20 protein-coding genes are annotated in these 25972 nt (G+C 71.3%); 8 read left to right on the top strand and 12 right to left on the bottom strand.

The annotated features are described in order from the left end of the window. Window positions 1-38: 38 nt before the first annotated feature. The gene (secA, locus tag DEU36_RS12840) at window positions 39-2828 is read right to left on the bottom strand and encodes a preprotein translocase subunit SecA (protein ID WP_120264734.1); all 2790 of its coding nucleotides are present in this window, start codon (window positions 2826-2828) and stop codon (window positions 39-41) included. Between the two features lie 160 nt (window positions 2829-2988). On the opposite strand from secA, the gene DEU36_RS12835 reads away from it, so the two are divergent. Next, window positions 2989-4314 carry a hypothetical protein gene (locus DEU36_RS12835; protein ID WP_120264733.1) on the top strand — a complete coding sequence of 442 codons (1326 nt, stop codon included), beginning with the start codon at window positions 2989-2991 and terminating at the stop codon, window positions 4312-4314. 90 nt (window positions 4315-4404) lie between these two features. Here the strand turns inward: DEU36_RS12835 and hpf are convergent, their stop codons facing one another. The 5 genes from hpf to mtrA all read right to left on the bottom strand — a co-directional run bounded on the left by hpf (window position 4405) and on the right by mtrA (window position 9946). Beyond that, window positions 4405-5067 carry a ribosome hibernation-promoting factor, HPF/YfiA family gene (gene hpf / locus DEU36_RS12830; RefSeq protein ID WP_120264732.1) on the bottom strand — a complete coding sequence of 221 codons (663 nt, stop codon included), beginning with the start codon at window positions 5065-5067 and terminating at the stop codon, window positions 4405-4407. Window positions 5068-5160: 93 nt separating this feature from the next. Beyond that, window positions 5161-5826 (bottom strand): ComF family protein, encoded by a 666-nt coding sequence (locus DEU36_RS12825; RefSeq protein WP_259455370.1) that lies wholly within the window; start codon window positions 5824-5826, stop codon window positions 5161-5163. A gap of 88 nt (window positions 5827-5914) precedes the next feature. Beyond that, window positions 5915-7591 (bottom strand): LpqB family beta-propeller domain-containing protein, encoded by a 1677-nt coding sequence (locus DEU36_RS12820; RefSeq protein WP_120264730.1) that lies wholly within the window; start codon window positions 7589-7591, stop codon window positions 5915-5917. Then, window positions 7588-9258, bottom strand: a complete 1671-nt coding sequence (gene mtrB / locus DEU36_RS12815; protein ID WP_120264729.1) for an MtrAB system histidine kinase MtrB — start codon at window positions 9256-9258, stop codon at window positions 7588-7590. The genes DEU36_RS12820 and mtrB overlap by 4 nt, the downstream gene beginning before the upstream one ends. Before the next feature lie 7 nt (window positions 9259-9265). Beyond that, window positions 9266-9946: an MtrAB system response regulator MtrA gene (gene mtrA, locus DEU36_RS12810; RefSeq protein WP_120264728.1), complete on the bottom strand. Its 681-nt coding sequence runs from the start codon at window positions 9944-9946 to the stop codon at window positions 9266-9268. A gap of 142 nt (window positions 9947-10088) precedes the next feature. Here mtrA and DEU36_RS12805 point away from each other — a divergent pair, with 142 nt between their 5' ends. The 5 genes from DEU36_RS12805 to DEU36_RS12785 all read left to right on the top strand — a co-directional run bounded on the left by DEU36_RS12805 (window position 10089) and on the right by DEU36_RS12785 (window position 15473). Then, on the top strand, window positions 10089-11387 hold the full coding sequence (locus tag DEU36_RS12805) for a glycerophosphoryl diester phosphodiesterase membrane domain-containing protein (RefSeq protein ID WP_120264727.1): 1299 nt from the start codon (window positions 10089-10091) through the stop codon (window positions 11385-11387). After that, window positions 11384-12016 (top strand): DUF4129 domain-containing protein, encoded by a 633-nt coding sequence (locus DEU36_RS12800; protein WP_120264726.1) that lies wholly within the window; start codon window positions 11384-11386, stop codon window positions 12014-12016. The genes DEU36_RS12805 and DEU36_RS12800 overlap by 4 nt, the downstream gene beginning before the upstream one ends. Window positions 12017-12099: 83 nt before the next feature. Then, on the top strand, window positions 12100-13203 hold the full coding sequence (locus DEU36_RS12795; RefSeq protein WP_183045397.1) for a DUF4350 domain-containing protein: 1104 nt from the start codon (window positions 12100-12102) through the stop codon (window positions 13201-13203). Then, window positions 13200-14165 carry a MoxR family ATPase gene (locus DEU36_RS12790; RefSeq protein WP_120264724.1) on the top strand — a complete coding sequence of 322 codons (966 nt, stop codon included), beginning with the start codon at window positions 13200-13202 and terminating at the stop codon, window positions 14163-14165. Before DEU36_RS12795 ends, DEU36_RS12790 begins: the two co-directional genes overlap by 4 nt. Before the next feature lie 6 nt (window positions 14166-14171). Then, entirely contained in the window at window positions 14172-15473 is a 1302-nt protein-coding gene (locus DEU36_RS12785) for a DUF58 domain-containing protein (RefSeq protein WP_120264723.1), read from the top strand. Between the two features lie 777 nt (window positions 15474-16250). Here DEU36_RS12785 and katG read toward each other — a convergent pair. Genes katG through DEU36_RS12770 form a run of 3 tightly spaced genes read right to left on the bottom strand, consistent with a single transcriptional unit; the run spans window position 16251 to window position 20124 of the window. Further along, complete coding sequence (gene katG, locus DEU36_RS12780; protein WP_120264722.1) at window positions 16251-18596, bottom strand: catalase/peroxidase HPI; 2346 nt, start codon at window positions 18594-18596, stop codon at window positions 16251-16253. A gap of 39 nt (window positions 18597-18635) precedes the next feature. Continuing rightward, window positions 18636-19073: a Fur family transcriptional regulator gene (locus DEU36_RS12775; RefSeq protein ID WP_120264721.1), complete on the bottom strand. Its 438-nt coding sequence runs from the start codon at window positions 19071-19073 to the stop codon at window positions 18636-18638. A 55-nt stretch (window positions 19074-19128) separates the two neighbouring features. Beyond that, window positions 19129-20124 (bottom strand): stage II sporulation protein M, encoded by a 996-nt coding sequence (locus tag DEU36_RS12770; protein ID WP_120264720.1) that lies wholly within the window; start codon window positions 20122-20124, stop codon window positions 19129-19131. Window positions 20125-20140: 16 nt separating this feature from the next. On the opposite strand from DEU36_RS12770, the gene DEU36_RS12765 reads away from it, so the two are divergent. After that, window positions 20141-20983 carry an RDD family protein gene (locus DEU36_RS12765; RefSeq protein ID WP_120264719.1) on the top strand — a complete coding sequence of 281 codons (843 nt, stop codon included), beginning with the start codon at window positions 20141-20143 and terminating at the stop codon, window positions 20981-20983. Here the strand turns inward: DEU36_RS12765 and DEU36_RS12760 are convergent. Next, a complete protein-coding gene (locus DEU36_RS12760; RefSeq protein WP_120264718.1) occupies window positions 20973-21179 on the bottom strand; it encodes a DUF3499 family protein in 207 nt (68 codons plus the stop codon). The two genes, DEU36_RS12765 and DEU36_RS12760, sit on opposite strands and share 11 nt — an antisense overlap. Before the next feature lie 80 nt (window positions 21180-21259). Here DEU36_RS12760 and DEU36_RS12755 point away from each other — a divergent pair, with 80 nt between their 5' ends. Continuing rightward, the gene (locus DEU36_RS12755; protein WP_120264717.1) at window positions 21260-21700 is read left to right on the top strand and encodes a metallopeptidase family protein; all 441 of its coding nucleotides are present in this window, start codon (window positions 21260-21262) and stop codon (window positions 21698-21700) included. 6 nt (window positions 21701-21706) lie between these two features. Here the strand turns inward: DEU36_RS12755 and DEU36_RS12750 are convergent, their stop codons facing one another. Continuing rightward, window positions 21707-23098: a DUF5719 family protein gene (locus DEU36_RS12750; protein ID WP_120264716.1), complete on the bottom strand. Its 1392-nt coding sequence runs from the start codon at window positions 23096-23098 to the stop codon at window positions 21707-21709. Further along, window positions 23095-25932 carry a glycosyltransferase family 2 protein gene (locus DEU36_RS12745; RefSeq protein WP_120264715.1) on the bottom strand — a complete coding sequence of 946 codons (2838 nt, stop codon included), beginning with the start codon at window positions 25930-25932 and terminating at the stop codon, window positions 23095-23097. Before DEU36_RS12745 ends, DEU36_RS12750 begins: the two co-directional genes overlap by 4 nt. Between the last annotated feature and the right edge of the window lie 40 nt (window positions 25933-25972).

Here is a 25972-nt window from a genome sequence, read left to right as displayed (position 1 = left end):
GAGCGGGCCGATCGACGAAGCGTGGCCCGCTCGCCGGATCACTTCTTCTTGCCTGCGGCGCGGCGCGCCGCGCGGTTGCCCGCATCGGCGGCATCCTCGCTCGCGGCCGTCTTCTGCCCGAACGCGCCGCGCGGGCCATCGGCGGGCGCATCCTGCTCGGCCGCGTGCTGACGCGCCTTCGCCGTCGCCGTCTTCTGCACCTGGCCGCGGTCGTTGCGCACCTCGACCTCGCCCGATCCGGTGTCACTCGGCGCCGAGTACTCGAGCTTCTGCGTCTCGACGGGCGTCGGGGCGAGCCCCTTGGCGTCGACGTCGCCGCTCTCGGCCGAGCGCACCTCGACCTCGAGGTTGTAGAGGAAGCCGACCGACTCCTCCTTGATCTGGCTCATCATCGACTGGAACATCTCGTACCCCTCGCGCTGGTACTCGATGAGCGGGTCGCGCTGAGCCATCGCACGCAGGCCGATGCCGTCCTTGAGGTAGTCCATCTCGTAGAGGTGGTCACGCCAGCGGCGGTCGAGCACCTGCAGCACCACGCGACGCTCGAGCTCGCGCATCGCGGGCTCACCGAGCGCCTCCTCGCGGTTCTGGTACGCGATCTTGGCGTCGGAGAGCAGCTCGCGCTTGAGCACCTCGGGCGTGATGCGGCCCTTGTTCCCCGCCTCCGCCACGACCTCGTCGATCGTGACGCCCACGGGGTAGAGCGTCTTCAGCTCGGTCCAGAGGGCGTCGAAGTCCCAGCTCTCGGTGTGACCGGACGAGGTGTGGTCGTCGATCACCGCGCTGATGGCGTCTTCGATGAAGTGCTGCACACGCTCGGAGAGGTCGTCGCCGTGGAGCACCTGGCGGCGGTCGGTGTAGATCGCCTCGCGCTGGCGGTTGAGCACGTCGTCGTACTTGAGGACGTTCTTGCGGATCTCGGCGTTGCGCGCCTCGACCTGAGCCTGCGCGCTCTTGATCGCGCGCGAGACCATCGACGACTCGATCGCGACGTCTTCGGGGAAGTTCGTGCGAGCGAGGATCGCCTCGGCCGCGCCCGACTGGAACAGGCGCATGAGGTCGTCGGTCAGCGACAGGTAGAAGCGGCTCTCACCGGGGTCGCCCTGGCGGCCCGAACGACCGCGCAGCTGATTGTCGATGCGGCGCGACTCGTGACGCTCGGTGCCGAGCACGTACAGGCCGCCGGCCGCGACGACCTTCTCGGCCTCCTCGGCGACGGTAGCCCGCACCGACGTGAAGACCTCGTCCCACGCCGCCTCGTACTCCTCCGGCGTCTCGACCGGATCGAGACCGCGCGACTTCATCTCCTGCACGGCGAGGAACTCGGCGTTGCCGCCGAGCATGACGTCGGTGCCACGGCCGGCCATGTTCGTCGCGACCGTCACCGCCCCCAGACGACCGGCCCGGGCGACGACCTCGGCCTCACGCGCGTGGTTCTTGGCGTTGAGGACCTCGTGCTTGACGCCCTTCTTGGCCAGCAGCCGCGACAGGTACTCGCTCTTCTCGACGCTCGTCGTTCCCACGAGCACGGGCTGACCGCTGGCGTGCCGCTCGACGATGTCCTCGACGACCTGCGCGAACTTCGCCGTCTCGTTCTTGTAGACGAGGTCGGGCTGGTCCTTGCGGATCATCGGCTTGTTCGTGGGGATCGGCACGACACCGAGCTTGTAGGTCGACATGAACTCGGCCGCCTCGGTCTCGGCGGTACCGGTCATACCCGACAGCTTGTCGTACAAGCGGAAGTAGTTCTGAAGCGTGACGGTGGCGAGGGTCTGGTTCTCGGCCTTGACCGGAACGCCCTCCTTCGCCTCGATGGCCTGGTGGATGCCCTCGTTGTAGCGGCGCCCGACGAGGATGCGGCCGGTGTGCTCGTCGACGATCATGACCTCGTCGTTCATCACGACGTAATCGGTGTCGCGCTTGAACAGGGCGCGCGCCTTGATCGAGTTGTTGAGGAACGAGATGAGCGGGGTGTTCGCCGATTCGTAGAGGTTGTCGATGCCGAGGTAGTCCTCGACCTTCTCGATACCGGGCTCGAGAACGCCGACGGTGCGCTTCTTCTCGTCGACCTCGTAGTCGACACCGGGCTCGAGCGTCGTGGCGACGCGGGCGAACTCCACGAACCACCGGTTGGCCTCGCCCGACGACGGGCCCGAGATGATGAGCGGGGTGCGTGCCTCGTCGATGAGGATCGAGTCGACCTCGTCGACGACGGCGAAGAAGTGACCGCGCTGAACCAGGTCTTCACGGCGCCACGCCATGTTGTCGCGCAGGTAATCGAAGCCGAACTCGTTGTTGGTGCCGTACGTGATGTCGGCCGCGTACTGCTCGCGGCGGACGTCGGGGGTCTGCCCGGAGACGATCGTGCCGGTCGTCATGCCCAGCGCCCGGTACACGCGCCCCATGAGCTCGGACTGGTACGAGGCGAGGTAGTCGTTGACCGTGATGACGTGCACGCCCTGGCCAGCGATCGCGTTCAGGTAAGCCGCGAAGGTCGCCGTCAGCGTCTTTCCCTCACCGGTCTTCATCTCGGCGATGTTGCCCAGGTGGAGCGCCGCGCCACCCATGACCTGAACGTCGTAGGGACGCTGACCGAGCGTGCGCTTGGCAGCTTCGCGCACGGCTGCGAACGCCTCGGGCATCAGACGGTCGAGGGTCTCGCCGGCTTCGTGGCGCGCACGGAGCTCGGCGGTCTCGTTCCGCAGCTCCTCGTCGGTGAGGCGGGCGTAGTCCTCTTCGAGCGCGCCCACGGCCTTGACGATCTGCTGCAGGCGGCGCAGCACACGGCCCTCACCGGCGCGGAGCAGTTTCTCGAGAGGGTTGGCCACAGCGGATCTCCATCTGTCGGGTGCGCCGACGCCACGTCGGCCGCGCCCGCGCGTACGCACGGGCATATGGAGCCATGTTATCGGGCCGTGACCTTGGCGTCGCCTGCGAGAGACGACGACATCCCCTCCCGTGCGGACCGGCGAGACCTAGGATCAGAACATGGCCGGATTCTGGGGCAGACGCAAGCAAGAACAGCAGAAGGTCTCCGACGCGGATGCGAGCCTCGCGCGCGAGGCCGACATCGCCCTCGTCGGGGCGGACGAGCGTCTGCGCGTCACGAGCGATGAGATGGTTTTCGCCGAGGCCGAGCTGGGCGAGGAAGCGACCGCTCCCTTGCGCGAGGCGATCACCGCCGTGCGTCATCACCTGGGCGAGGCGTTCCACCTCAAGCAGCTCAATCACGACGAGATCCCCGACACCCCCGAAGAGGTGCGCACGCGTAACGCGCGCATCGTGCAGCTGTGCGAATGGGCGCAGGATCTGCTCGACGACCGCACGTCGACATTGTCGGAGGCGATCGAGCGGGCGCGGCGCGCGCCGGAGATCCTCGCCGGCATCCGGGCCGATGTCACGACGCTGCGCGAGCGAATCGAGCCCGCACGCGCCGTCATCGAGCGCGTCTCGGGGCGCTACCACCCCGACGCGCTCAACCGCATCAGCGGCAACGCCGACGAGGCGGCGGGGCTGCTCGAGTTCGCCGAGCACGGAGCGGATGTCGCCGAGCGCCGCCGTTCCGCGGGCGAGCGCGGACCCGCGAACATCGCGCTCGAGACGGCGACCGAGGCCGTGCGCCGCGCCCGCACCCTCCTCGATGCCGTCGACGACTTCGAGGTCGAAGCGCTGCGCGCCCAGTCGACGCTCGCCGATGTCGTGGCCGACTCGCGTGACGACCTCGTGACGGCACGGACCGCGCCGCAGACCCCCGCGGTCACGACCGCGATGGCAGAGCTCCAGCAGGCGCTGACCCGCATCAGCCCCGCCGGATCGAAGGGCGATCCGTTCGCCGAGCTCTCGATGCTCCGCGAGAAGAACGCCGCCCTCGATGTCGCCGTGGACACCGCTCGAGAGCGCGCCGCCCGACCGGTGCCGCCCGAGAGCCACGTGCGGCATGCCATCGACGACGCCGACCGGCAGCTCTCGGTCGCGCGGAGCGTCATCGCCGGTCACCGCGGCTGGATCGGCGCGGACGCGCGCACCCGGCTCGCCGAGGCCGAGAGTCTGCGCCTCGGCCTCGCACCTGTCGGCCCCATCGCCGAGGACGACCGCGAGAAAGCCCTCGCCGATGCTCGGCGATGCGCCGCTCTCGCGGGTGAAGCCCTCCACCTGGCCCAGCGCGACATCGACGGCTCGCGCCCCAACGACGGTTGGGGCGGCCCGGGCGGCTACGGCGGCGGCTGGGGCGGTCGCGGCAACGGCGGCAACATGGTCGGCGGCATCCTGGGCGGTCTCGTGATCGGCAGCATGCTCGACGGCATGTTCGACTGAACGCCGGCGGGACCGAGCACCGGCGGCTTCGGGCGACATACGACGGGGGCGGATGCCGCGATGGCACCCGCCCCCGTCGTCGTCCTCAGGTCAGGACGCCAGCTCGGCCTCGGGCGGAGCTGCGGCGGTCAGCGAGATGACGCCGTAATCCCACCCCTTTCGGCGGTAGACCACGCTCGGGTGGTCGGTGCGGGCGTTGATGAACAGGAAGAAGTCGTGCCCGACCAGCTCCATCCGGTCGACGGCCTCTTCGACGGTCATCCATTCAGCACCGAATTCCTTGGTGCGGATGACGACGGGCGTGTAGTCGTCTTCTTCAGCGGAGTCTCCGATGACGGGGACCTCGCCGGTCGCGACAGCTCGAAGGACCTCGACCGACGCGGGCTCCACGTCGATGCCCTCGAGAGCACCCGTGCCCTTGTCGAGCTTGGCTCCCCGCGGGTGGTTGCGCGCGTCGACGCGCTTGTCCTTCGCGCGGCGCACCTGCTCGACGAGCTTGTCGACCGCGAGGTCGAGCGCGACGAACTTGTCGCCGTCCGTGGCCTCAGCCCGGACGATCGGTCCTTTTCCGGTGAGGGTCAGTTCGACGGTTTCGTCATCCATGCGCCCGTTGCGGTACGCGTGATGAGTGACCTTGATGTCGAGGCGCTGCGCACGAGGTGCGAGCGTCTCGATGCGACTGGACTTCTCTTCAGCCACCGTGCGGAAGCGATCCGTGATCCCGACTCCCACGCCGACGATGCTGGTTTCCATCCTGACCTCCTTGCTCCGGTCCGCCCGGTTCAAGGGCGGACCTTCGTTCGCCTTGGTCTCCCCCACGCTAGTGCGGCGAGGGCGCGTTGTCACTCATGAACCGCCGGGAATATCTTCAGCGGCCACCCGAAGCGGCGTGTCGGCCAGGACGATGGCACCGACGACCCACAGACCGGCACCGCCGAGCGCGTTCTGCGCCGCGCGCAGGGTGGCCCCCGTGGTCATGACGTCGTCGACGATGACGACGGGGCCGGTACCCGGCCGCGCGACGAACGCTCCGGCGACGTTGCGCTGCCGCTCCGCGCGGCCGAGCAGACGCTGGTCGGCGACGCTGCCGCGCGCACGGAGCCACCGCGCAACGCGCGCGTCGCACCGCCGAGCGAGCAGCTCCGGCACTGCGTACCCTCTGCGCCGCAGCGCTGGCCGCGACGGCGGGACCGGCACGAGCACGGCATCGCCCCACCCCGCCTCTCGGACGAGCCCTGCCATCAGCCGGCCGAGCGGGCGGCCGAGGCCGGTGCGGCCATCCTCCTTGAGGGCGCGGATGACGCGGGCGGCCACGCCCTCGTACCGCGCGACGCTCCAGACTTCGAGGCCGTCGGTGTCGCATCGGCGCGGGCGCGGGAACTCCGAGGCGCACGTCGCGCAAAGGGGGCGGCCGGGTGCATCGCATCCGGCGCACCAGACGGGAAGGATGAGGTCGAGCGCGTCGGCGAGGTGTTCTCGCCAGCGCTCACGGCGGGGGGCGGTGGACGACACGAGCCCATGGTCTCGCCGGACTCCGGCCGAGACCGCCGCGAGTCCCGCCGCGGGGGAGGAGAACGCCTGCGTCGTCGCCGGGGAGAAGTCAGCGGGGCGAGCCCTGCTGCGACGCGAGGACTCGGATGCCGCCCGCCACCGTCGGCCAGGCCTGCCCCTTCTGCGCATAGAGCACGCCCTCCCCGTCGAGGAGACGCACGGCTCGCAGCTGGTTCGTCGCCGCGATCGCGACGGGGCCGAGCGGTGCCGTGAGCTCCTCCCCGAACCCCCCGACCGACTGCGAGATGACGACGTCGGCGTCGCCGTCCTCGGCGAGGACCGCGATCGTCGACCCGTCGACCCAGCTCGCGTCGATTCCGGTGCCCGGGAGCTGCGCCACCGTCTCACGGTCACCGAGACCGGCGGGAGCGCCGTCGTCGTCGCGGAGGATGCCGGCGATCCACAGGGCCGGGCGCGAGCCGTCGCGCACGAGCGCGGCGATGCGGGTGCCGTCTCGCGACACCTCGATGCTCGAGATCTGCGACGCACCCGGCCATGCGTTCGCGATCGAGACGACCGTGCCGTCCGCACCCGTCGCCGTCAGACCCGAGGGCGCGCCGGCAGGCACGCTCCAGATGAAGCCCTGCGGATCGATCGTGGGATCGATGAGCCCTGCTCGTTCGTCGACGACTTCGAAGGTCGCGTCATCGCGCACCCGCACGACGGCGCCGGAGGATGTGCGGACGGCGGCCGCGCTGCGATCCGCCCCCACCTGGATCGATTCCGGATCGAGGTCGGGGATGACGTCGGACAAGCCCGGCAGCGGCTCGATCTCGGAGCCGGAGAGGAAGCCGAAGGCGTCCTCGGTCAGCACGGCGGGCCGCACATCGACACGGATGGGCCGGACGTCCACGGCCTGAGCGGCGACCGGCTCGCCATCGACAGACATCTGGGCACCGCGGATGCCGGCCGACTGCAGGCTCGCGTCGAGCTGCGCCTGCATCCGGTTGCGGGTCTCGGGCACGATCGCCAGCGCTGACTGTGACAGCGGCACCTGGGCCACTCCCCCCTCGAGCGGAACCGCGCGCGTCGCGAGCTCGAGGCTCTCGGGGAACGCCGAGTAGACCGCGCCGGACAGCCAGGGGCTCGGGTCGCCGTCGATCAGTGCCTCCGTGATGTGCGTCGCCGCGTTCGTCGCGGGGAACCAGCGACGGTCGGGCACGAGGTAGGACCACGACCGGTCGAAGTACATCACGGAGTACTCGCGGAAGACCGCCTGGAACCGTGCCCGGTCGAGCACGACACCGTCGGGGGCGTCCGAGATCCGCCATTCGCCGTCCACCTCGACGAGGGTGAAGTCCAGCGGCATAGACCCGCCATCGGTCACCGACAGCGCCCCGGTGGCATCGACGGCGGCCTCGGGTGTGATCGAGACGGTGACCGTCCCGTCACCGGCGACGGTGAACACCCGCTCGCCGGGAAGGTCGATCGTGGCGCGGGCGGTCGGCTGCCACGATGACCGGAATTCGGGGGCGAGGAACTGCCGAGCCGTCCCCCAGTCGTCGCGGGGCCCAGACCCTGCCGCGAGGAATCCCGCCACGATCTGCTGCGGCGTCGCTCCCGGCGGCGGATCGTCGGGAAGGAAGGAGAAGTCGACCGCGCCGGCCTCTTGATCGATCGGAGCCCCCGCGACGACGGGGCCCGAGGTCGGCAGCCCCGTGCAGGCGGTCAGCAGGACGGCGAACAGCATCCCGACGACGGCGACGACCGGGCGAAGACGCTTCACGACGAGCCTTTCGCGGGACGGGGCAGGGAGATCGGCTGGGTCAGCCCCAGATCGTCGAAGGGTACGCCATCCTCCCCGGGATCGACCGGGAGCGGCGAGTGACCGTCGAGGGGCTCGCTGCGTCGCGGAATCGTGAGCACGAAGTTCGTCCCCCGACCCAGTTCGGACCACACCGCGAGGGTGCCGCCGTGCAACCGGGCATCGCCGAGGGCGATCGACAGTCCGAGGCCGGTGCCGCCGATGGTGCGTTTGCGGGAGGGGTCGGCGCGCCAGAAGCGATCGAACACGCGCTCGGTGTCGGCCGGCCGCATCCCGAGGCCGTAGTCGCGCACCCCGATCGCCACCGCGCGGGCATCGCTGTCCACGCTCACCACGATCGGTCTGCCCTCGCCGTGCTCGATCGCGTTGCCGAGCAGGTTGCGGACGATCCGGCGCACGCGTCGCGGGTCCATCTCCACGGGCGAGTATCCGCCCGGGGCGACGAGGCGCACATCGCTCCCGTGCTGCTCGGCGAGCTGAGCCATCGAGGCGATGACGTCTTCGGCGAGCTGCGTCATGCTCGTCGGCTCGCTCTCCAGCTGAACCGAGCCCGCGTCGTAGCGACTGATCTCGAGCAGATCGGTCAGCAGCACCTCGAACCGGTGCACCTGGTCGTGCAGCAGCTCGGCCGCGCGGGCCGCCACCGGATCGAAGTCCTCGCGTCGATCGTTGAGCATGTCGGAGGCGAGACGGATCGTGGTCAGCGGGGTTCGCAGCTCGTGCGAGACATCCGACACGAATCGCTGCTGCACCTGCGACAGCTCGGCGAGCTCCTTGATCTGCGCCTCGATGCTGTCGGCCATCGCGTTGAACGACCGTCCGAGGGTCGCGAACTCGTCCTCGCCGCGCACCTGCAGTCGTACGGCGAGATCTCCCGCCGCGAGCCGCGAACTGCTCTCGGCGGCCTGCGCGATCGGCTCGGTGACCGAGCGCAGCACGATCCACGAGATCGCGCCGATGAGGACGACCAGTCCGACGCCGACGATCCACAGGGTGATCTGGACGAACCCGAGGGTCTGCGCCTCGCCCGCCAGGTCGTAGCCGAGGTACAGCTCGTACGCCCCCACCTCGGGTAGGACGATCTGCTGCCCCACCACGATGCCGGGCACCTGACCGCCCCCGGATGCGGCGAAGCCGACGGGCTGCCACCACTGCAGCTCGTCGTCGCTCTGCACCTGCGCGCGCAGCTCGTCGCTGATGCGGTCGGCGGGAAGGCCGGCCGAGTCGAAATCCTGGGGCGCGATGGCCGACGGCTCCGATGAGATCCGGAACGCCGCGATGCGGTCGGTCGACGACTGCCGCTGGATGGAGGTGCGCACACTTTCCATGAGGTTGTCGACGGCCACGACGTCGCCCCCGACCTCAGCGGCATCCAGCGTCGCCTGGGCCGACTGCGTCGCGCGCTGAGCCTCGGCGAGCAGCTGCGAGGTGCGCGACTCGAAGAGGTCGTTCTGGATCGCCAGCGACATCCACACCAGCGCCACGGTGATCGTCAGCGCGGTGGCGCCGAGCGTGATCGCGACCGTGCGGAATCGCAGCGATCGCCGCCACGTGCGGGCGAGTCGACGCCCCCACGACCGCCAGCCGTGCGTCGCCACCGTCGCCGTCGTGACGGTGCGGATAGGCATCGGATCGTCAGATGACGGCGCCGGCGCGATAGCCGACGCCGCGGACGGTCGTCACGATGCGCGGGTTGTCGGGATCGATCTCGACCTTCGCCCGCAGCCGCTGCACGTGCACGTTCACCAGACGCGTGTCGGCCTTGTAGTGATAGCCCCAGACCTGCTCGAGCAGCATCTCGCGCGAGAACACCTGCTGCGGCTTCGAGGCGAGCGCGACGAGCAGCTCGAACTCGAGGGGCGTCAACGCGATCACGTCGGTGCCGCGCCGGACTTCGTGGCCCTCGACGTCGACGACGAGGTCGCCGATGCGCAGCGATTCCGACGCCGACGCTACCGCGGGACGCAACCGCGTCCGGATACGGGCGACCAGTTCTTTGGGGTTGAACGGCTTGACGATGTAGTCGTCGGCTCCCGACTCGAGGCCGCGCACGACGTCCGCGGTGTCGGTGCGCGCGGTCAGCATGATGATCGGCACGCCGGACTCGGCCCGCACCTGGGTGCAGATCTCTATGCCGTCCACACCGGGGAGCATGAGGTCGAGCAGGATCAGATCGGGCTTCTCGGTGCGCCAGGTCTCGACGGCCGCCGCGCCATCGGCGCAGAACACGGTGTCGAACCCCTCGGTGCGCAGCACGATGCCGATCATCTCCGCCAGGGCGGTGTCGTCATCGACCACCAGGATGCGAGAAGTCATGGGCGGCGTTCGTCTTTCGGCTCGGGCTCGCGCGCGACGTGCGCGTACTCACCGTACCCGACCCGCGCGCCGTCGACTCCGGATGCTGCGCGCTCGTGTGACACGATGGGTTCGACCGAGCCGACTGTTCCAGGAGTGCATCGTGACGTCATACCCCGCGTGGACGCCGGCGCCGCGTCCCGGCATCATCCCGCTTCAGCCGCTCTCGTTCGGGGTGATCCTGGGACGCTCGTTCTCGGCATTGCGCCAGAATCCGAAGGTCCTGCTGGGCTTCGCCCTGGTCGTGCAGACCGTCGCGATCCTGGTGGCGACCGCGGGGATCGTCGCGGTCGGTTTCGCGACCTTCGGCAGGCTCGCGTCGCTGCGGCCCGGTACCGAGGAGTTCGAGACCGTCCTGGCCGGCTCGATCGCGATCAGCGGGGCGACGGCGCTCGTGCTGTCTCTGGCCTCGGGGGCGCTCGGCGTCCTCGTCCAAGGCGTCGTGGTCAGCGAGGTCGCGCACGCTGTCGTCGCCGAGAAGCACACCCTCGGGGCACTGTGGCGTCGCGTGAAGCCCGTGGCGTGGCGGCTGATCGGATACTCCGCCCTGGTCTTCCTCATCGTCGCGGTCGTCGTCGGCATCCTCGCCGCCGGGATCGTGGGGCTCGCGGTGAGCGTCGGCCCCGCGGCGATCATCCTGGCCGTCGTCCTGGGCCTGTCGGCGATCCCGCTGAGCCTCTGGCTGAGCACGAAGCTTCTGCTGGTGCCCTCGGTCATCGTCCTCGAGCAGGCGACCGTCTTCGGTGCCATCGCTCGATCGTGGCGACTCACCCGGGGTCGGTTCTGGCCGACGCTCGGCATCATCGTCATCATCTCGATGAGTTTCGGGGTCCTGGCCCAGGTCGTCAGCGTGCCGTTCTCGTTCGTCACGATGGGGCTCACCTCGGTCATCACCCCCACCGGCGACCCCGAGCCCGGCCAGATCATCGCGCTGCTGGTCGGCACGCTCCTGGCGCAGGCCTTCGTGACCCTCATCCAGACCATCGCCGTGATCGTGCAGTCGACCGCGGGAGCGCTCGTGTACATCGACTGCCGCATGCGGCGCGAAGGACTCGACCTCGACCTGTCGTCGTACGTCGACCAGCGCGATGCCGGCGTCGCCGCCCCCGACCCTTATCGCCGCAACGTCGGTCGCACGCTGGACGGCCGCTGGCAGCAGCCGACGTACGCCGGTGCGCAGCCGGGCTACGGCTATGCACCGCTGCCCGGATATGCGCCGCAGCCCGGCTATCCCCCGCCGCCGGCGTCGCAGCCCGGATACCAGCCGGTTCAGCCCGCGCCGCCCGCATCCCCCGAGTCGCCCCCCTCCGCGCAACCGGGCCCGGGCGCGGAGACGCCCGCCGCATCCGCTGATCGCCCGTCATCGACCAACTGGACCGCTCCGGGCGCTGACCGCGCATGAGATTCATCGGCACACCGGTCGCCCCCGACCCCGACGAAGCCCGTCGGTGGGCGGAGGCGGAGCTGTCGAAGGCCGCCTACCAAGAGGCGGAGCCGACGCCCATCGACCGTTTCGCACGCGGCGTCGTCGAGTTCCTCGGGGCCCTGTTCAGCGGGCAGGTCCCCGCGACGCTCGGGCCGTGGCTCGCCGTCGGGGCGATCGTCGTCCTTCTGCTGCTCGTCGGCGTGGCGATCCTGATCTGGGGGCGGCCGCGGACGGTCGTGCGTTCGCGCGCGAGCGTGTCCCTCTTCGGCGAGGACGAGACGCGCAGCGCCGCCCAGCTGCGTGCCGACGCAGAGGATGCCGCGAGCCGCGGCGCGTGGGACGAGGCGATCGTCCTGCGCGTGCGGGCCCTCGCGCGCGGGCTCGCGGAGCGCACAATCGTCGACCCGGCTCCCGGTACGACGGTGCACCGCTTCGCCGCCGACGCAGGTCGCATCTTCCCGGCGGAGAGCGACGATCTCGACCGGGCAGCCCGGGTCTTCGACGACGTGCGGTACTTGCGACGGCCCGGAACCGCCGCGGCATACGCCTCCGTGCGCGCTCTCGACGAGCGTCTCGCGACGGCACGAGCGCAGGTGCCGGTATGAGCATCACAGCGGCGACGGTGGCGCCTGCGCCTGGGGCTGGGTCTGTGCGACGGCGGTCCCGGGCCGTGCTCGGCTGGGCGGGTGTGGCAGCCGGCCTCCTCGTCGCGGGCATCGCGGTCGCAGCCGTCGCGGGTATCAACACGATGCCCGCACAGGGGCTCCTCGACCCGGATGCAGCCGGCCCCGAAGGATCGCGCGCCCTGACCGCGCTGCTGCGCGACCGCGGCGTCGAGGTCACGGTCGCACGCGATCGAGCGGCGGCTCTGCAGGCTCTCGAGGGCAACGGCGCGACGCTCGCGATCGCCGACACCGCACCCCTCGACGACGACGACATCCTGGAGCTGCGCGATGCCGCCGCCGGTGTCGTCCTGCTCGAGCCGCGAACGCGCGATCTGCGCCTGTTGCTGGGAGACGCACGCAGCGCCGGGTTCACGGACGGCTCGACCGTCGAGCCCGACTGCGACCTGCCCGCCGCCGACATCAGCGGCCCCGTCAGCCCGGGCGAGGTGTTCACCGGCGAGGGGGTGGACCACGCCTGCTACCCCGCCGCATCGGGCTACGGGCTCGTCGCCTCCGTCGATGACGCGGCGAGCGTCGTCGCTGTGGACGCCACGGCTCTGCTGGTCAACCAGCGACTGGCGGACGAGGGCAACGCCGCGCTCGGGCTGAACCTGTTGGGCGCGACCGGCGCCGTCGTCTGGTACCTGCCGTCGATCGGCGACGGCTCCATCACCGCGGCCCCGTCGCTGGGCGAGCTCACGCCCGCGTGGGTGACTCCGGCGATCCTGCTCCTGCTCGGTTCGGTCGTCGCCGCAGCCGTCTGGCGCGGCCGCCGCTTCGGCCCGCTCGTGGCGGAGAACCTGCCGGTGACCGTCCGCGCGTCGGAGACCACCGAGGGCCGAGCGCGCCTGTACGCGGCATCAGCCGACCCCGTGCACGCGCTCGACCAGCTGCGGCGCGAGGCGCTCCGCCGCATCGCCCGGTCGCTGGGGCTCGGCTCAGCCGACGCCGGCGCCATCGCCGATGCCGCCGCGAGCCGCATCGGTGACGACCGCACGCGCGTCCGCGGCATCCTTCTCGACGACCTCCCCCGAAACGACCGCGAACTCGTCGACGCCGCCGACCGTCTGCGCGACGTCGAAGCAGCAGTCCTCCGATCCGTCCGCCCCGAAAGGAACACCCCATGAGCGAGACCGCACCCGGCGACCTCCGCGAAGCGATGAACCGCGTCCGGCTCGAGGTCGGCAAGGCCGTCGTCGGGCAGGACGGAGCCGTCACCGGCCTCCTCATCGCGCTCCTCGGCCGCGGGCACGTGCTGCTCGAAGGCGTGCCCGGCGTCGCGAAGACGCTGCTCGTGCGTACCTTCAGCCGAGCCGTCGGCCTCGACACCACCCGCATCCAGTTCACTCCCGACCTCATGCCGGGCGACGTCACCGGGTCACTGGTCTACGACGCGCGTACCGGCGAGTTCGAGTTCCGTTCCGGACCGGTCTTCACCAACGTGCTGCTCGCGGATGAGATCAACCGGACGCCGCCGAAGACGCAGGCCGCCCTCCTGGAGGCGATGGAGGAGCGTCAGGTCTCGGCCGACGGCGTCTCCCGCCCCCTCCCCGACCCGTTCCTCGTCGCCGCGACGCAGAACCCCGTCGAGCACGAAGGCACCTACACCCTCCCCGAAGCGCAGCTCGACCGCTTCCTGCTGAAGCTGGTCATCGACCTCCCCGCGCGCGACGACGAGATCTCGGTGCTGCGTCGTCACGCCGACGGCTTCCGGCCCGGGTCGCTCGAGACCGCGGGCGTTTCGGCCGTCGTCACGGCAGCCGAGATCCGCGCCGCTCAACAGGCCGCAGCCGCGGTGGAGGTCTCCGACGACGTCCTCGGGTACGTCGTGGACCTCGCGCGGGCGACCCGGCAGTCCCCCTCGGTGCAGCTCGGGGCGAGCCCGCGCGCCGCGACCGCGCTGCTCGCCGCCGCCAAGGCGTGGGCGTGGCTCGGCGGGTACCCGGCGATCACGCCCGACCATGTCCAGACCATGCTCGTGCCGGCCTGGCGTCATCGGCTGCAGCTTCGCCCGGACGCCGAGATCGAGGGGGTCTCGCCCGACACGATCCTCACCTCGGTGCTGCAGCAGACGCGCGTCCCGATCTGAGTCGCCGTGTACCTCTCCGGCTTGTTCGTGCTGCTCGTCGCCCTCGGCGTCGTGCCCGTCGTCCTCGCCCCCGCGGCGGGGATCGACGCGGCGTGGACGGCGCTCGCATGGGCGGGGCTCTGCATCATCCTCGCGGTGGTCGATACCGTGCTGGCCGGCCCGCTGCGCGACATCGAGGTCGAGCGGCGCATCCCGTCCCGGGCACGTGCCGGCGAGCGCGTCGAGACGAGCCTTCTGCTGCGAAACCGCGGACCCCGCCGCATCCGCGGCGATCTGCGCGACGGCTGGCAGCCGACCGCCGGCGCAGGCGAGGCCCGTGCGACCATCGACATCCCCGCCGGCGAGCGTCGAGCCGTCGCGATGCCACTGCTGCCCCGACGTCGCGGTGAGCTGCGCTCGGCGTTCATCGCGGTGCGCAGTCGCGGCCCGATGGGGCTCGCGGGACGGCAGCGCGTGATCGCCGCGCCGGGGGCGTTGCGGGTGCTGCCGCCGTTCGCCTCGCGCCGGCACCTGCCGTCGCGCCTCGCCCGCCTACGGGAGCTCGACGGCAACACGAGCGTTCAGGTACGCGGGCGCGGAACCGAGTTCGACAGCCTCCGCGAGTACGTGCGGGGCGACGACGTCCGCTCCATCGATTGGCGTGCGACCGCCCGAGCGGGGACGACCATGCTGCGCACCTGGCGCCCGGAACGCGATCGTCACGTCGTGATCGTCATCGACACCGGCCGCACGAGCGCGTCACGCGTGGGCGACGGTGTCCGTCTGGATGCAGCGATGGAGTCGGCGCTGCTGCTGAGCGCTCTCGCCGCACGTGCGGGCGACCACGTCCACCTGCTCATGTTCGACCGAGCTCGGCGCGCGCGGGTCACGGGCATCGACGGTCCACGGCTGCTGCCCGCCCTCGTGGACGCGATGGCGCCGGTCGAGCCGACACTCATCGACACCGACTGGAACGCCGTACTCACGGAGGTGCGCGCGCTGACGTCGCGCCCCTCGCTCGTGGTGCTGCTGACCGCGCAAGACGCCCCCGACGCCGCCCGGGGCTTCCTCGGAGCTCTGCCGTCGTTGACCGAGCGCACGACCGTGCTCGTCGGCTCGGCGCAGGACGCCCCGGAGCCGGCACCGGCCGAGCGCCTCGCCGAAGACGTCTACCGTGAGGCGGCCATCGCGCACGCCACGCGTGACGCCGAACTGGTCGCCGGCGCGATCCGCCGTGCCGGAGGCGAAGCCCTCAGCGCGACCCCGGAGGCCCTCCCGCCCGCGGTTGCCGACCATTACCTCGCGCTGAAGGCCGCGGGCCGCCTCTGAGCGGTGCCCCGGTGCTGGGCTCTGAGCGCGGCCGCTCAACCGCGGAGAGAGGGCAGCAACTGTCAACCCGCCTCGCAGCATCCCGCTCGCTTGGCAGTTCGCGCCCACACCCAGCGCGCGATCGGGCACCATCTGCCAACCCAGGCCAGCGTCTCCCCCCTCAGGTGGCAGGTTGCGCCCCCTCGGGCTCAGAGAAGCGGCGCCAACTGCCAACCCAAGAGCCTGTGGCAGCGCGCCCCAACCTCCGGCGAGCAGGCACGCCGGCTACGCAGCCACCCCGCCCCAGCAGCATCCCGCTCGCTTGGCAGCTCGCGCCCACACCCAGCGCGCGATCGGGCACCATCTGCCAACCCAGGCCAGCGTCTCCCCCCTCACCTGGCAGCTCGCGCCGCCTCCGGCTCAGAGAAGCGGCGCCAACTGCCAACCCAAGAGCCTGTGGCAGCGCGCCCCAACCTCCGGCGAGCAGGCGCCCCGGCCACGCGGCCACCCCGCCCCACCAGCATCCCGCTCGCTTGGCAGCTCGCGCCCACACCCAGCGCGCGATCGGGCACCATCTGCCAACCCAAGCCAGCGTCTCCCCCTCACGTGGCAGCTCGCGCCCCCTCCGGCTCAGAGAAGGGGCGCCAACTGCCAACCCGCCAACCAACCCAACCCAACCCAACCCAACCCAACCCAACCCAGCCGAACCCCTATCCAGCCACCCCGCCCCACACAAAGCCCAGACGACGAAGGCCCGCCCCGCAGAATCGGGACGGGCCTTCGAAGGGATGCCGCGGATCAGCGCAGGTCGAACCGGTCGAGCTCGGTGACCTTGGTCCACGCGGCGACGAAGTCGCGCACGAACTTCTCGCTCGCGTCATCCGAGGCGTAGACCTCGGCGATGGCGCGGAGCTCGGAGTTCGAGCTGAACAGCAGGTCGACGCGCGTGCCGATGCCGATCTCCGACCCGTCGGCGTTCACGCCGCGGAAGGCGTGCGACCCCGGGTCGAGCGGCTTCCACGTGGCGCCCAGGTCGAGCAGCTTGACGAACACGTCGTTCGTGAGCACACCCGGACGCTCGGTGAACACGCCGAACGACGATCCGTCGTAGTTCGTTCCCAGAGCACGGAGGCCACCGACGAGCACCGTCATCTCGGGCGCGCTCAGCGTCAGCAGGTTCGCCTTGTCGATGAGGTGGTGCTCGGCCGGCAGCACCGCGTTCGGGCCGTAGTAGTTGCGGAAGCCGTCGGCGACCGGCTCGAGGTGGCTGAACGACAGCTCGTCGGTCTGCTCGGCGGTGGCGTCGGTGCGTCCGGGACGGAAGGGAACCGTCACGTCGACACCGCCGTCACGCGCGGCCTTCTCGACGCCGGCGTTGCCCGCCAGCACGAGGAGGTCGGCCAGCGAGACCTTCTTGCCGTCGGTGCGGCCGTCGTTGAACGATGCCTGCACGCTCTCGAGCACACCCAGCACGCGCTGCAGCTGGGCCGGGTTGTTGGCCTCCCAGTCCTTCTGCGGGGCGAGACGGATGCGGGCGCCGTTGACGCCGCCGCGCTTGTCGCTGCCTCGGAAGGTCGAGGCTGCTGCCCACGTCGTCGAGACGAGCTCGCTCACGGTCAGGTCGGTCGCGAGGATGCGGGCCTTCAGGTCGGCGGCATCCGCGTCATCGATCAGCTCGTGGTCGACGGCGGGAAGCGGGTCCTGCCAGATGAGCTCCTCCTGCGGCACCTCGGGACCGAGATAGCGCGCGATGGGGCCCATGTCACGGTGCGTGAGCTTGAACCAGGCGCGGGCGAACGCGTCGCCGAAGGCCACCGGGTCGTCCTTGAAGCGGCGCGAGACCTCGTCGTAGGCGGGATCCATCCGCAGCGCGAGGTCACTCGTGAGCATGCGCGGCTCGCGACGGCCGTTCGAGTGCGCGAGCGGCACCATGTCGGCGCCGGCACCGTTGACGGGACGCCACTGGTGTCCGCCGCCGGGGCTGCGCATGAGCTCCCAGTCGTAGGCGTAGAGGATGTGGAAGAACTCGTTGTCCCAGCGCGTGGGGTGGTAGGTCCAGGTGACCTCGAGTCCCGACGTGATCGTGTCGTCGCCGTGGCCGGTGCCGAAGTTGTTCTTCCACCCGAGGCCCTGCATCTCGACGCCTGCGGCCTCGGGGTTGTCTTCGAGGTTCGAGTCCGGAGCCGCGCCGTGGGTCTTGCCGAAGGTGTGACCACCGGCGATGAGGGCGACGGTCTCCTCGTCGTTCATGCCCATGCGGCCGAACGTCTCGCGAATGTCGCGCGCCGACTTCAGCGGGTCGGGCTCACCGTTCGGGCCTTCGGGGTTGACGTAGATGAGGCCCATCTGCACCGCCGCGAGCGGCTTCTCGAGGTCGCGGTCGCCGGAGTAGCGCTCGTCGGCGAGCCACGTGGTCTCGGGACCCCAGTACACGTCGTCGTCCGGCTCCCAGACGTCGGGACGACCGCCGGCGTAGCCGAAGGTCGAGAAGCCCATCGACTCCAGCGCGACGTTGCCGGCGAGAATCATGAGGTCGGCCCACGAGATCGACTGGCCGTACTTCTTCTTGACGGGCCACAGCAGGCGCCGGGCCTTGTCGAGGTTGACGTTGTCGGGCCAGCTGTTCAGCGGGGCGAAGCGCTGCTGACCGGCCCCGCCGCCGCCGCGGCCGTCGGTGACGCGATACGTGCCCGCCGAGTGCCAGGCCATGCGGATCATGAGGGGGCCGTAGTGGCCGAAGTCGGCCGGCCACCAGTCCTGCGAGGTGGTGAGGACCTCTTCGATGTCCTTCTTCACGGCGGCGAGGTCGAGTGCCTCGAACGCGGCCTTGTAGTCGAAGTCCTCGCCGACGGGATTGGCCACGGCGGGGTTCTTCTTCAGGATGCGCAGGTTGAGCTGGTTCGGCCACCAGACGTGGTTGGCGTTGCCGACCGTCGGGTGGGGCTGTCCGCCGTGCGAGCCGTGGCCGTGCCCCTGTCCCTGCTCGCCGCCGTGGATCACGGGGCAGCCGCCGGCGTCGTTGGAACGCGGCCGGGTCTCACCGTCGCCGCGCTCGTCTTCGGGTGTGTCGATGGGGGTGACCGCCTGGTCGGTGTCGGTCACGTCCTCGCCGATGGGCGCGGACTGCGGGTCGCGATCGCTCATGGGGATCCTTCCGTTGGGGGTTTCGGGAGAGAGAGAAGTTCAGGATGCCGCCGGGGTCGCGGATGAGGCGCATTCCGCGCACCGCCCCCAGTAGGTCACCTCGGCCGAGGCGACCTCGAAGCCGTGATCGTCGGACGGGTGCAGGCACGGTGCGTGCCCGACGGCGCAGTCGACGTCTTCCACTCGGCCGCATGCGGTGCAGACGAGATGGTGGTGGTTGTCGCCGACGCGGAGTTCGAACAGCATGGAGCGGCCGGCGGGCTCGATGCGACGGGCGAGGCCCGCGTCGGCGAAATCGTTGAGGGCGTTGTACACCGACTGCCGGCTGGCCTGCGGCATCCGATCCGCGACGGCCGTGTACACCTCGTCGGCGCTCGCGTGGGGTCGCGCGTGGAGCGCGGCGTAGACGGCGGCGCGAGACTCGGTGACTCGCAGACCGAAGGCGCGGATGGCCTCGGGGGCGGTCGCGATCGTCATGCTGAGATCGTAGCTTTTATTTTTGATTAGATCAAATTAAGCCGATGCGACGGGTTCATCCGGCGACCAGGCGCGGCGTCCCCGCTTCATACTCCGTGAGGTCACCCGTCTCGCCTCGCCGCGCGGCGATCCGCCCGAGTCCCAGCATGTAGGCGAGGAAGACGCCGAGTGCGAGGGCGCCGATCCCGATCTTGAGCGGCCAGGGCCACGGCTGACGGGTGACGAAACCCTCGACGAGTCCGGAGAGCGCGAGCGCCAGGATCAGCCCGATCGCGACCGTCGCGAGCGAGCGTCCCGCCGCGGCGAGCGCCTCGCCGCGGCTCCGCCGCCCCGGTGCGACCCACGCCCAGAAGATGTGGAGACCCGTCGCACCTGCGACGAAGATGCACGTCAGCTCGAGCAGCCCGTGCGGGGCGATGTGCAGCAGGAACACGTCTCCCCGGTCGAACGCGATGAGGATCGCCGCCGCCTGACCGATGCTCACCGCGTTCTGCATGAGCACCATCACGGGCCACAGCCCGGTGATCCCGAACAGCACGCACTGCGCGGCGATCCAGGCGTTGTTCGTCCACACGGTGCCGGCGAACACCGCCGCGGGGTTGTCGCTGTAGTAGGCGGTGAAGTCGTTCTCGGCGTACTGCTGGAGCTGGGCCTGCGACCCCAGGGCGGCCACCGCGGCGGGATCGCCCGAGACCCAGAACGCCACGAGCGAGCTGATGGCGATGAACGCCACCGCGACCGCGAGCGTCGTCCAGCGCACGCGATAGAGCGCGGCCGGCAGCTGCTGCACGAAGAAGCGCGGCAGCAGTCGCAAGACGTTCTCGGGCGCGCCGGTGAGGCGCAGCCGGGCGCGCGAGAGGATCATCGACAGCCGGTCTCCCTCGACGCTGCGGCCGGCGGAGGTCTTGATGTCGGCGAGGTCGGCGGACGCGGCACGATAGCGCGTCACCAGCTCGTCGACCTCGGCGCTCGACAGCCGGCGGGCACGCGCGAGCGCGTCGAGCCGATCCCACTCGGCGCGACGCGCGGCGACCAGGGCGTCGAGGTCCATTTGCTTAACTGTACCCATGACCACGCCCGCTCCCCCGGCGCAGATCCGTCAGGACGAGATCCTCACCGGTGAGGCGGTCGCGCTCGACGTCCAGCCCCTGGGCTTCTTCCTCCGCGCGCTCGGCGTGCTCATCGACGTCCTCTGCGGCATCGTGCTGCTGTTGTTGTTCTCCTTCGTCGGAGGCCTCCTCGTCGGCGGCTTCGGCCTCGAGAACCTGTCGGGGATCCTGGTCATCTCAGCCCTCGTCCTCGTGCTGGTCGTCATCCCGACGGCGATCGAGACCCTCACCCACGGGCGCAGTCTCGGCAAGCTCGCGGTCGGCGGCCGCATCGTGCGCACCGACGGCGGCGCCACCGGGTTCCGGCAGGCATTCATCCGCGCCCTCGTCGGAGTACTGGAGATCTGGTTCACATTCGGAGCACTCGCCGGGGTGGTCGCCGCGTTCACGCCGCGCTCGACCCGATTGGGCGACATGGTCGCGGGGACCTATTGCGAGCGCACGCGCGCTCCGCGCCTGCCGCATCCTGCCGGCCCGATTCCCGCCGAGCTGCGGGAATGGGCCGAGGTCGCCGATGTCGCGAGGCTGCCCGATCGCGTCGCGCGGCGGGCAACGCAGTTCGCCCGCTCGGCCGAGGGAATGGAGCCCGGGGCTCGACAGCGCTCTGCGACGATGATCGCCGCCGAGGTCGCACCGTTCGTCTCGCCTCTGCCGCAGACCGACCCCGAATCCCTCGTCCGGGCCGTCGTCGCAGCTCGCCGGGATCGGGAGTATGCCGCGATCACCCGGATCGACGACCGGGCGCGCGCGCTCGTCGGGGCAGCCACCGAGACTCCGCGCGGGTTCCCCGTCAGATCTTGAGCGTCTCGTGACGAATGACGACCCATCCCTTGGGCACGGAGAGTCGTTCGGTGTGGATGGCGCACAGGTCGTGCGCGTGCGGGTCGGTGCCGCCTCCCAGCGGGCCGAGAGCGGCCATCTGATCGCCGTAGTCGAAGGTCAGGGTCGTCACAGCCTCGCGGGCGCAGCCCACCTTCGAACACAGTCTCTCGCGCATCCCGTCCACCGTAACGCCGCAGACGCGGCACGATCGGATGCCGCGCCGGGCCGGCGTCCGGGGCCGCATAGGATGGCCTCATGATCCGGCGTCGTTCCCGAGCCGTGCCGCCTCGGCGGAACCGGCCGTCGCGCCACGGGCGACACGGCCGCGATGATCGCAGCCCGGTCGTTCGCCCCCCGCTCCCGCCCCTCGAGACGCGCTCCGAGCGGTTCGATCTCTCGGTCGGGACAGCCGCGGAGTTTCTGCGGAGCGCGTGGCCCGAGCTACGCGAGGTGCGATTCGAAGTCGCCGGCATGCCGGCGGCAAGCGACGAGGACGGCATCCCGCGCTGGCAGGTCTTCGCGAACGAGAAGCGCATCGTGCTCTATCGCCTGCCCATCGAGCGCCTGAACCGGCTGCACCGCAACGACGATCTGCACCGCCGGATGATGGTCGAGAGTTGCGTCTTCCGTGCGGCGGCCGAATACCTCGACCGCGATCCCTGGGACCTCGGACCCGACCGGTTCCGCTTCCTCTGACCCGGGTCAGGGATACACGGTGAGCTCGGCTGCTGCTGCGGCCGACCCCGTCACGGGATACGTCCCGAGCTGTCCGGCTGCCGAGAAGCCGACGGAGCCGCGGATGCCGCCGGTGCCGGGGTCGAGTCGGTAGACGGTCCCCGCCGCGACGTCGATCGTGCCGGACTGCCCTGCTGCCAGCTGCACTGTCTGCGGCGTTCCGCCGGCGATGGGGGTCAGCGTCGCGACGGTGTCCTGATCGGCCGTCAGGGTGAGCGACGGCGCGGGACCGGATGCGACGGCGACGAGGGTCGGAGCGTCGACGAGCGGCGCGGCGACAGCCCAGGCGAAATCAGCCGGCGCGGCCTGGTCGGTCGAGGTCCACGCTGCGGCTACAAGAGGATCGGATGCGGTCGCGGTGACGGTGTAGTCACCGACGGGCATCCCCGTCACCTCGAGCTCGACCGGTCGCCCGGCGGTCACGGCGATCGCGTCCTGTTGCGACACCACGCTCCCGTCGGCGACGGAGCGGACGGTCACGTTCGCGGAGGTGTCGGCCGCAGTCGCCATGAGCCGCACCGACAGTCCGCCCGCCGAGGCGACGGAATCGGGGGCGACGGTGACGTTCACGGCCGGAATGGTCTGCTGCGTCGCCGGCAGGGCACTCGCCCCCACCTGGTCGACGCCACCGGCGATGAGCGTGCGTGTCAGTGCCGACTGCAGGGATGCCCGCACCGGGGCTCCCTGCGCCGTGACCTGCACGACGGGACTCTGCTCGCCGCGGCGAAGCGCCGCGAGGGGAATGGCGCGCTGCGAGCGAGCGGCCACGACGATGTCGCGCCCCGCGACGGGGTCCTGGGCTCCGTCAGCACCGAACACCCTCAGATCGACGGTCGCCGCGACATCACCCGGGTTCGTCAGGAGCACGAGGTCGCTCGCCCCCGTGGCGGCCGATCCGCCGACCAGCCACGACTCCATCGCGGGGCGCGTGCACGCCGAAACCGCCAGGCCGCGCAGATCGGGGTCATCGAGCGATGCAGACGACGCCGCGCCGAGATCGGTCGGCACGCCGTCCGTCGGCTCTGCCGAGAAGGCTTCGGGTGACGCTCCGTCGCCGGTTCGATCGGGGGTCGCGAGCGTGTACTCCGTCGACTCTGCGCCGTCCGTCGCCGAGACGACGCTCGATGGCGCCGCGGCGGTGATCGCGCCGGCCGCCGTCGCGTCGCGGCCGAGAGCGAGGAGCGGGCCGTCGCACGCGGCGATCGAACGCGCCGCCTCGGGAACGACATCGAGCGACATGGGCTCGCGTGCGAAGGTCGGCCAGGGGGCCGCTGCGGCGGCGATGACGCCGCCTCCGACGACGACGGCGGCCACCGCGCCCACGGCGAGACGGGTCACGAGTGCGGTTCGCGAGTTCATCGGTCCCTCCTGCGGAGCGCTCGTATCCCCACGAGGCGTGGTGCCGCCCGCGAAGCCGACCGGCTGCCGCGTGTGGGCAGGGCGAGGAGCAGGGCCACCGCGAACACCACCGCGATGCCGCTCCACAGCACCGACGTCACGGCGCGCGCCGTCGTCGGAGCTTCGGCGCGGGGAGCGACGTCTCCCGACAGGCGCCACAGCTCACCCTTGTCGGTCGATCCGACGGCGTCGAGGCCGTCACGACTGCCCAGCGCGGTCGCTGCGGCGAGCCGTGTGCTGCGAGCGGTCGCGGCTTCATCCTCGGACGAGGCGAGCAGGATGAACGCGACGCCGTGGTCACGCAGCTGCGCGACGACGTCGTTCGCGGTGTCGGCGACCAGGTCGGCGGCGATCTGCGCCGCCTCCCGATCGGCATCCGTGAGTTCGGTGCGTGCGGTGACGAGCGTCGACTGGCCGCCGAGGGTCGCGCTGCCACCCCACACCACGTCCACCGCGACACCGTCGTCGGTCGGGGTGAGCACGATCGTGCCGAGCCCGGGCGAGTTCGCGCCCTCGGCCGCGACGAAGGCGGGGAGGGTGCTCGTCTCGCCGCGACCGACCAGCGACGCATCCCGCGCCTGAGCGGTGAGCATGGGGACCGCGGCGATGACGAGCCCGGCGACCGCGGTCGCCGCGGCGACCGCGCGGACCACGCGAGTCGGCACGACGCTGTCGAGCGTGAGAAGCGCTCCCCCGGCGACACCGACCCAGGCGAGGCTGAGAGCCGCACCGGGCCAGAGAGCGATGGCGGTCGTGCCGTCGATGGCCACCGCCAGCCCCGCGGCCGCGAAGGCCGTCGCCGTCCCGAGGCCCGCGATGGCGAGCAGGACGATGCCGACGAAGCGTCGCGCCGAGACGGCGGCGGCCAGCGCGAGGGCGAGCAGCGGCGCGGTGAAGAGGATCAGCCACCACACCGGGCCGCTGGCACCGGTGAAGGCCGCCCAGCCGGCGTCGGCCGGGAAGCCCGCCGCGAGGAGGAACCTCCCCAGGACGTCATCCGCGAACCGGGGCCCGCTCCACGGAATGCCCGGATCGGCCAGGAGCGACCACGGATCTCCCGCACGGAGTCGTGCGAAGACGAGCGGCGCCGACAGCGCCGCGGACGGGACGATGATCCAGAGCCACCGGAAGGCCGCCCGCCGGCCTCGCAGCACCATCGACAGCACCACGGCGAAGAGCCAGATGACCGCGACGGGTGCGGAGAGCACGGGCGAGCACGCCAGTACGGCGGCGAGCAGGATGGATGCCGTTCCGGCGTTGCCCCACGACCGATGCGCAGCCGCGGCTGTGAAAGCCAGCCAAGGCAGCACGAGGTGGGCGATGACGGATGCCGGGCGCCCGTCCCCCAGCGCCACGAGGAACATCGGTGCGAGGGCCCAGACCACCGCGCCGACGATGCGCAGGACCGGACGTTCGGTGATGCGGGTCGCGGCGAACCATCCGCCGAGCACCGCGAGCGGGAGCGCCAGGAGCCACAGCACCACGAGCGCGCGCGACGGGTCGGTCGGCGAGAACGACGCGAGCACGGCCAGCACGGCGCTGAACGGGTCGGCGGGCCCGACGACATCCCAGCCGAGCGGGCGCTGCGCTCCGGTGGCTTCGGACCACGCGCGGGCCGCGTTGGCGGCGAGGGGCGCGAGCGCTCCGCCGCCGATCGAGGGCCAGCTCAGCGCGGCGGGCATCGCTGCGATCGAGACGGCGAGCGCGGCGAGCACGGCCCAGGCACCGCCTCCCGAGAAGAAGCCGAGCTCGGTGCGGCGGGGACCGTCGCCGGCAGGCTGGTCTTCGATGAGCCGCTGCCGCATGACGCGGGAGCTCACGCGCAGGGGCGCCAGCTGCGACCAGGATGCGCGACGGTGGCGCGCGATGCGACGTCGGGCGCGGGCGACCGCCGTCAGCCGCACCAGCACGGTGACCGCTGCCGACCACTCCGGACCGATCCGAGCGGGCCGCTTGCCGACGAGGTGGAGGATGCTGCGCCACAGCGCCAACGGCAGCAGGGTGAGCCAGTGGATGGCGACCGCGGGCGGCGGGGCGTAGACCAGCCGCCGGTGGAGCTGCGCCAGACGCGCGGCGTGTGCGGTTCGTGCCCGGGCGCCGGTCGTCCGCGGCGCAGGCGATCCGGCGACGCCGTCGTGCGCGACGGCGATGCGTGCCCCGGGCGCGAGGACGACGCGTCCGCCCGCCAGCCGCACGCGCACCCCCAGATCGAGCCCCTCGTCAGCGCCGGCGAGTGCTTCGTCGACGCCTTCGAGCTCGCGCCAGGCCGCCGTGTGGACGAGGATGCCGCGCACGTCGCCGCCGAGGACGTCGTCTGTGCCGTCGTGCTGCCCCTGGTCGTGCTCACCGTCGGCGAGGCCGACCGCGGCGCCGAACCTCGTCATCGAGCGCCCGAGCGAGACGATGCGGGTGGTGTCGTCCCATTCGACGAGCTTGGGGACGGCGATCGCGACGGACGGTGCCGTCTCGAGGGCCGCGGCGAGACGCTGCAGCGCCTCCGGCTCCGGAGCGACGTCCTGCGCGAGCAGCCAGACGGCGTCACCGTCGATACGGCGCGACGCGAGCCGGAGGGCTGCGGCGAACCCGGTGCGAGACGGCGCCGCGATCACCGCCTCGGCGCCAGACTCCTCGGCGAGAGCACGCAGCCGCTCATCGCCCCCGCAGAGCACGATGGTCAGCGCGTCGACGGCGCGCGTCTGATCGCGCAGCGCGGCGAGCGTGCGCGTGAGATGGAAGGCCGCCGGAGCGCGTCCGTCGGGACGCACGACCAGGAGCGCGTGAACACGGGCGGGCATGACGGAGCAAGCCTAGGCGGCGATCCTGAGCGGGCTCGGC

Source organism: Microbacterium sp. AG238 (assembly GCF_003610405.1).
Classification (GTDB): Bacteria; Actinomycetota; Actinomycetes; order Actinomycetales; family Microbacteriaceae; genus Microbacterium.
This window is presented reverse-complemented; position numbering and strand designations above follow the sequence as displayed.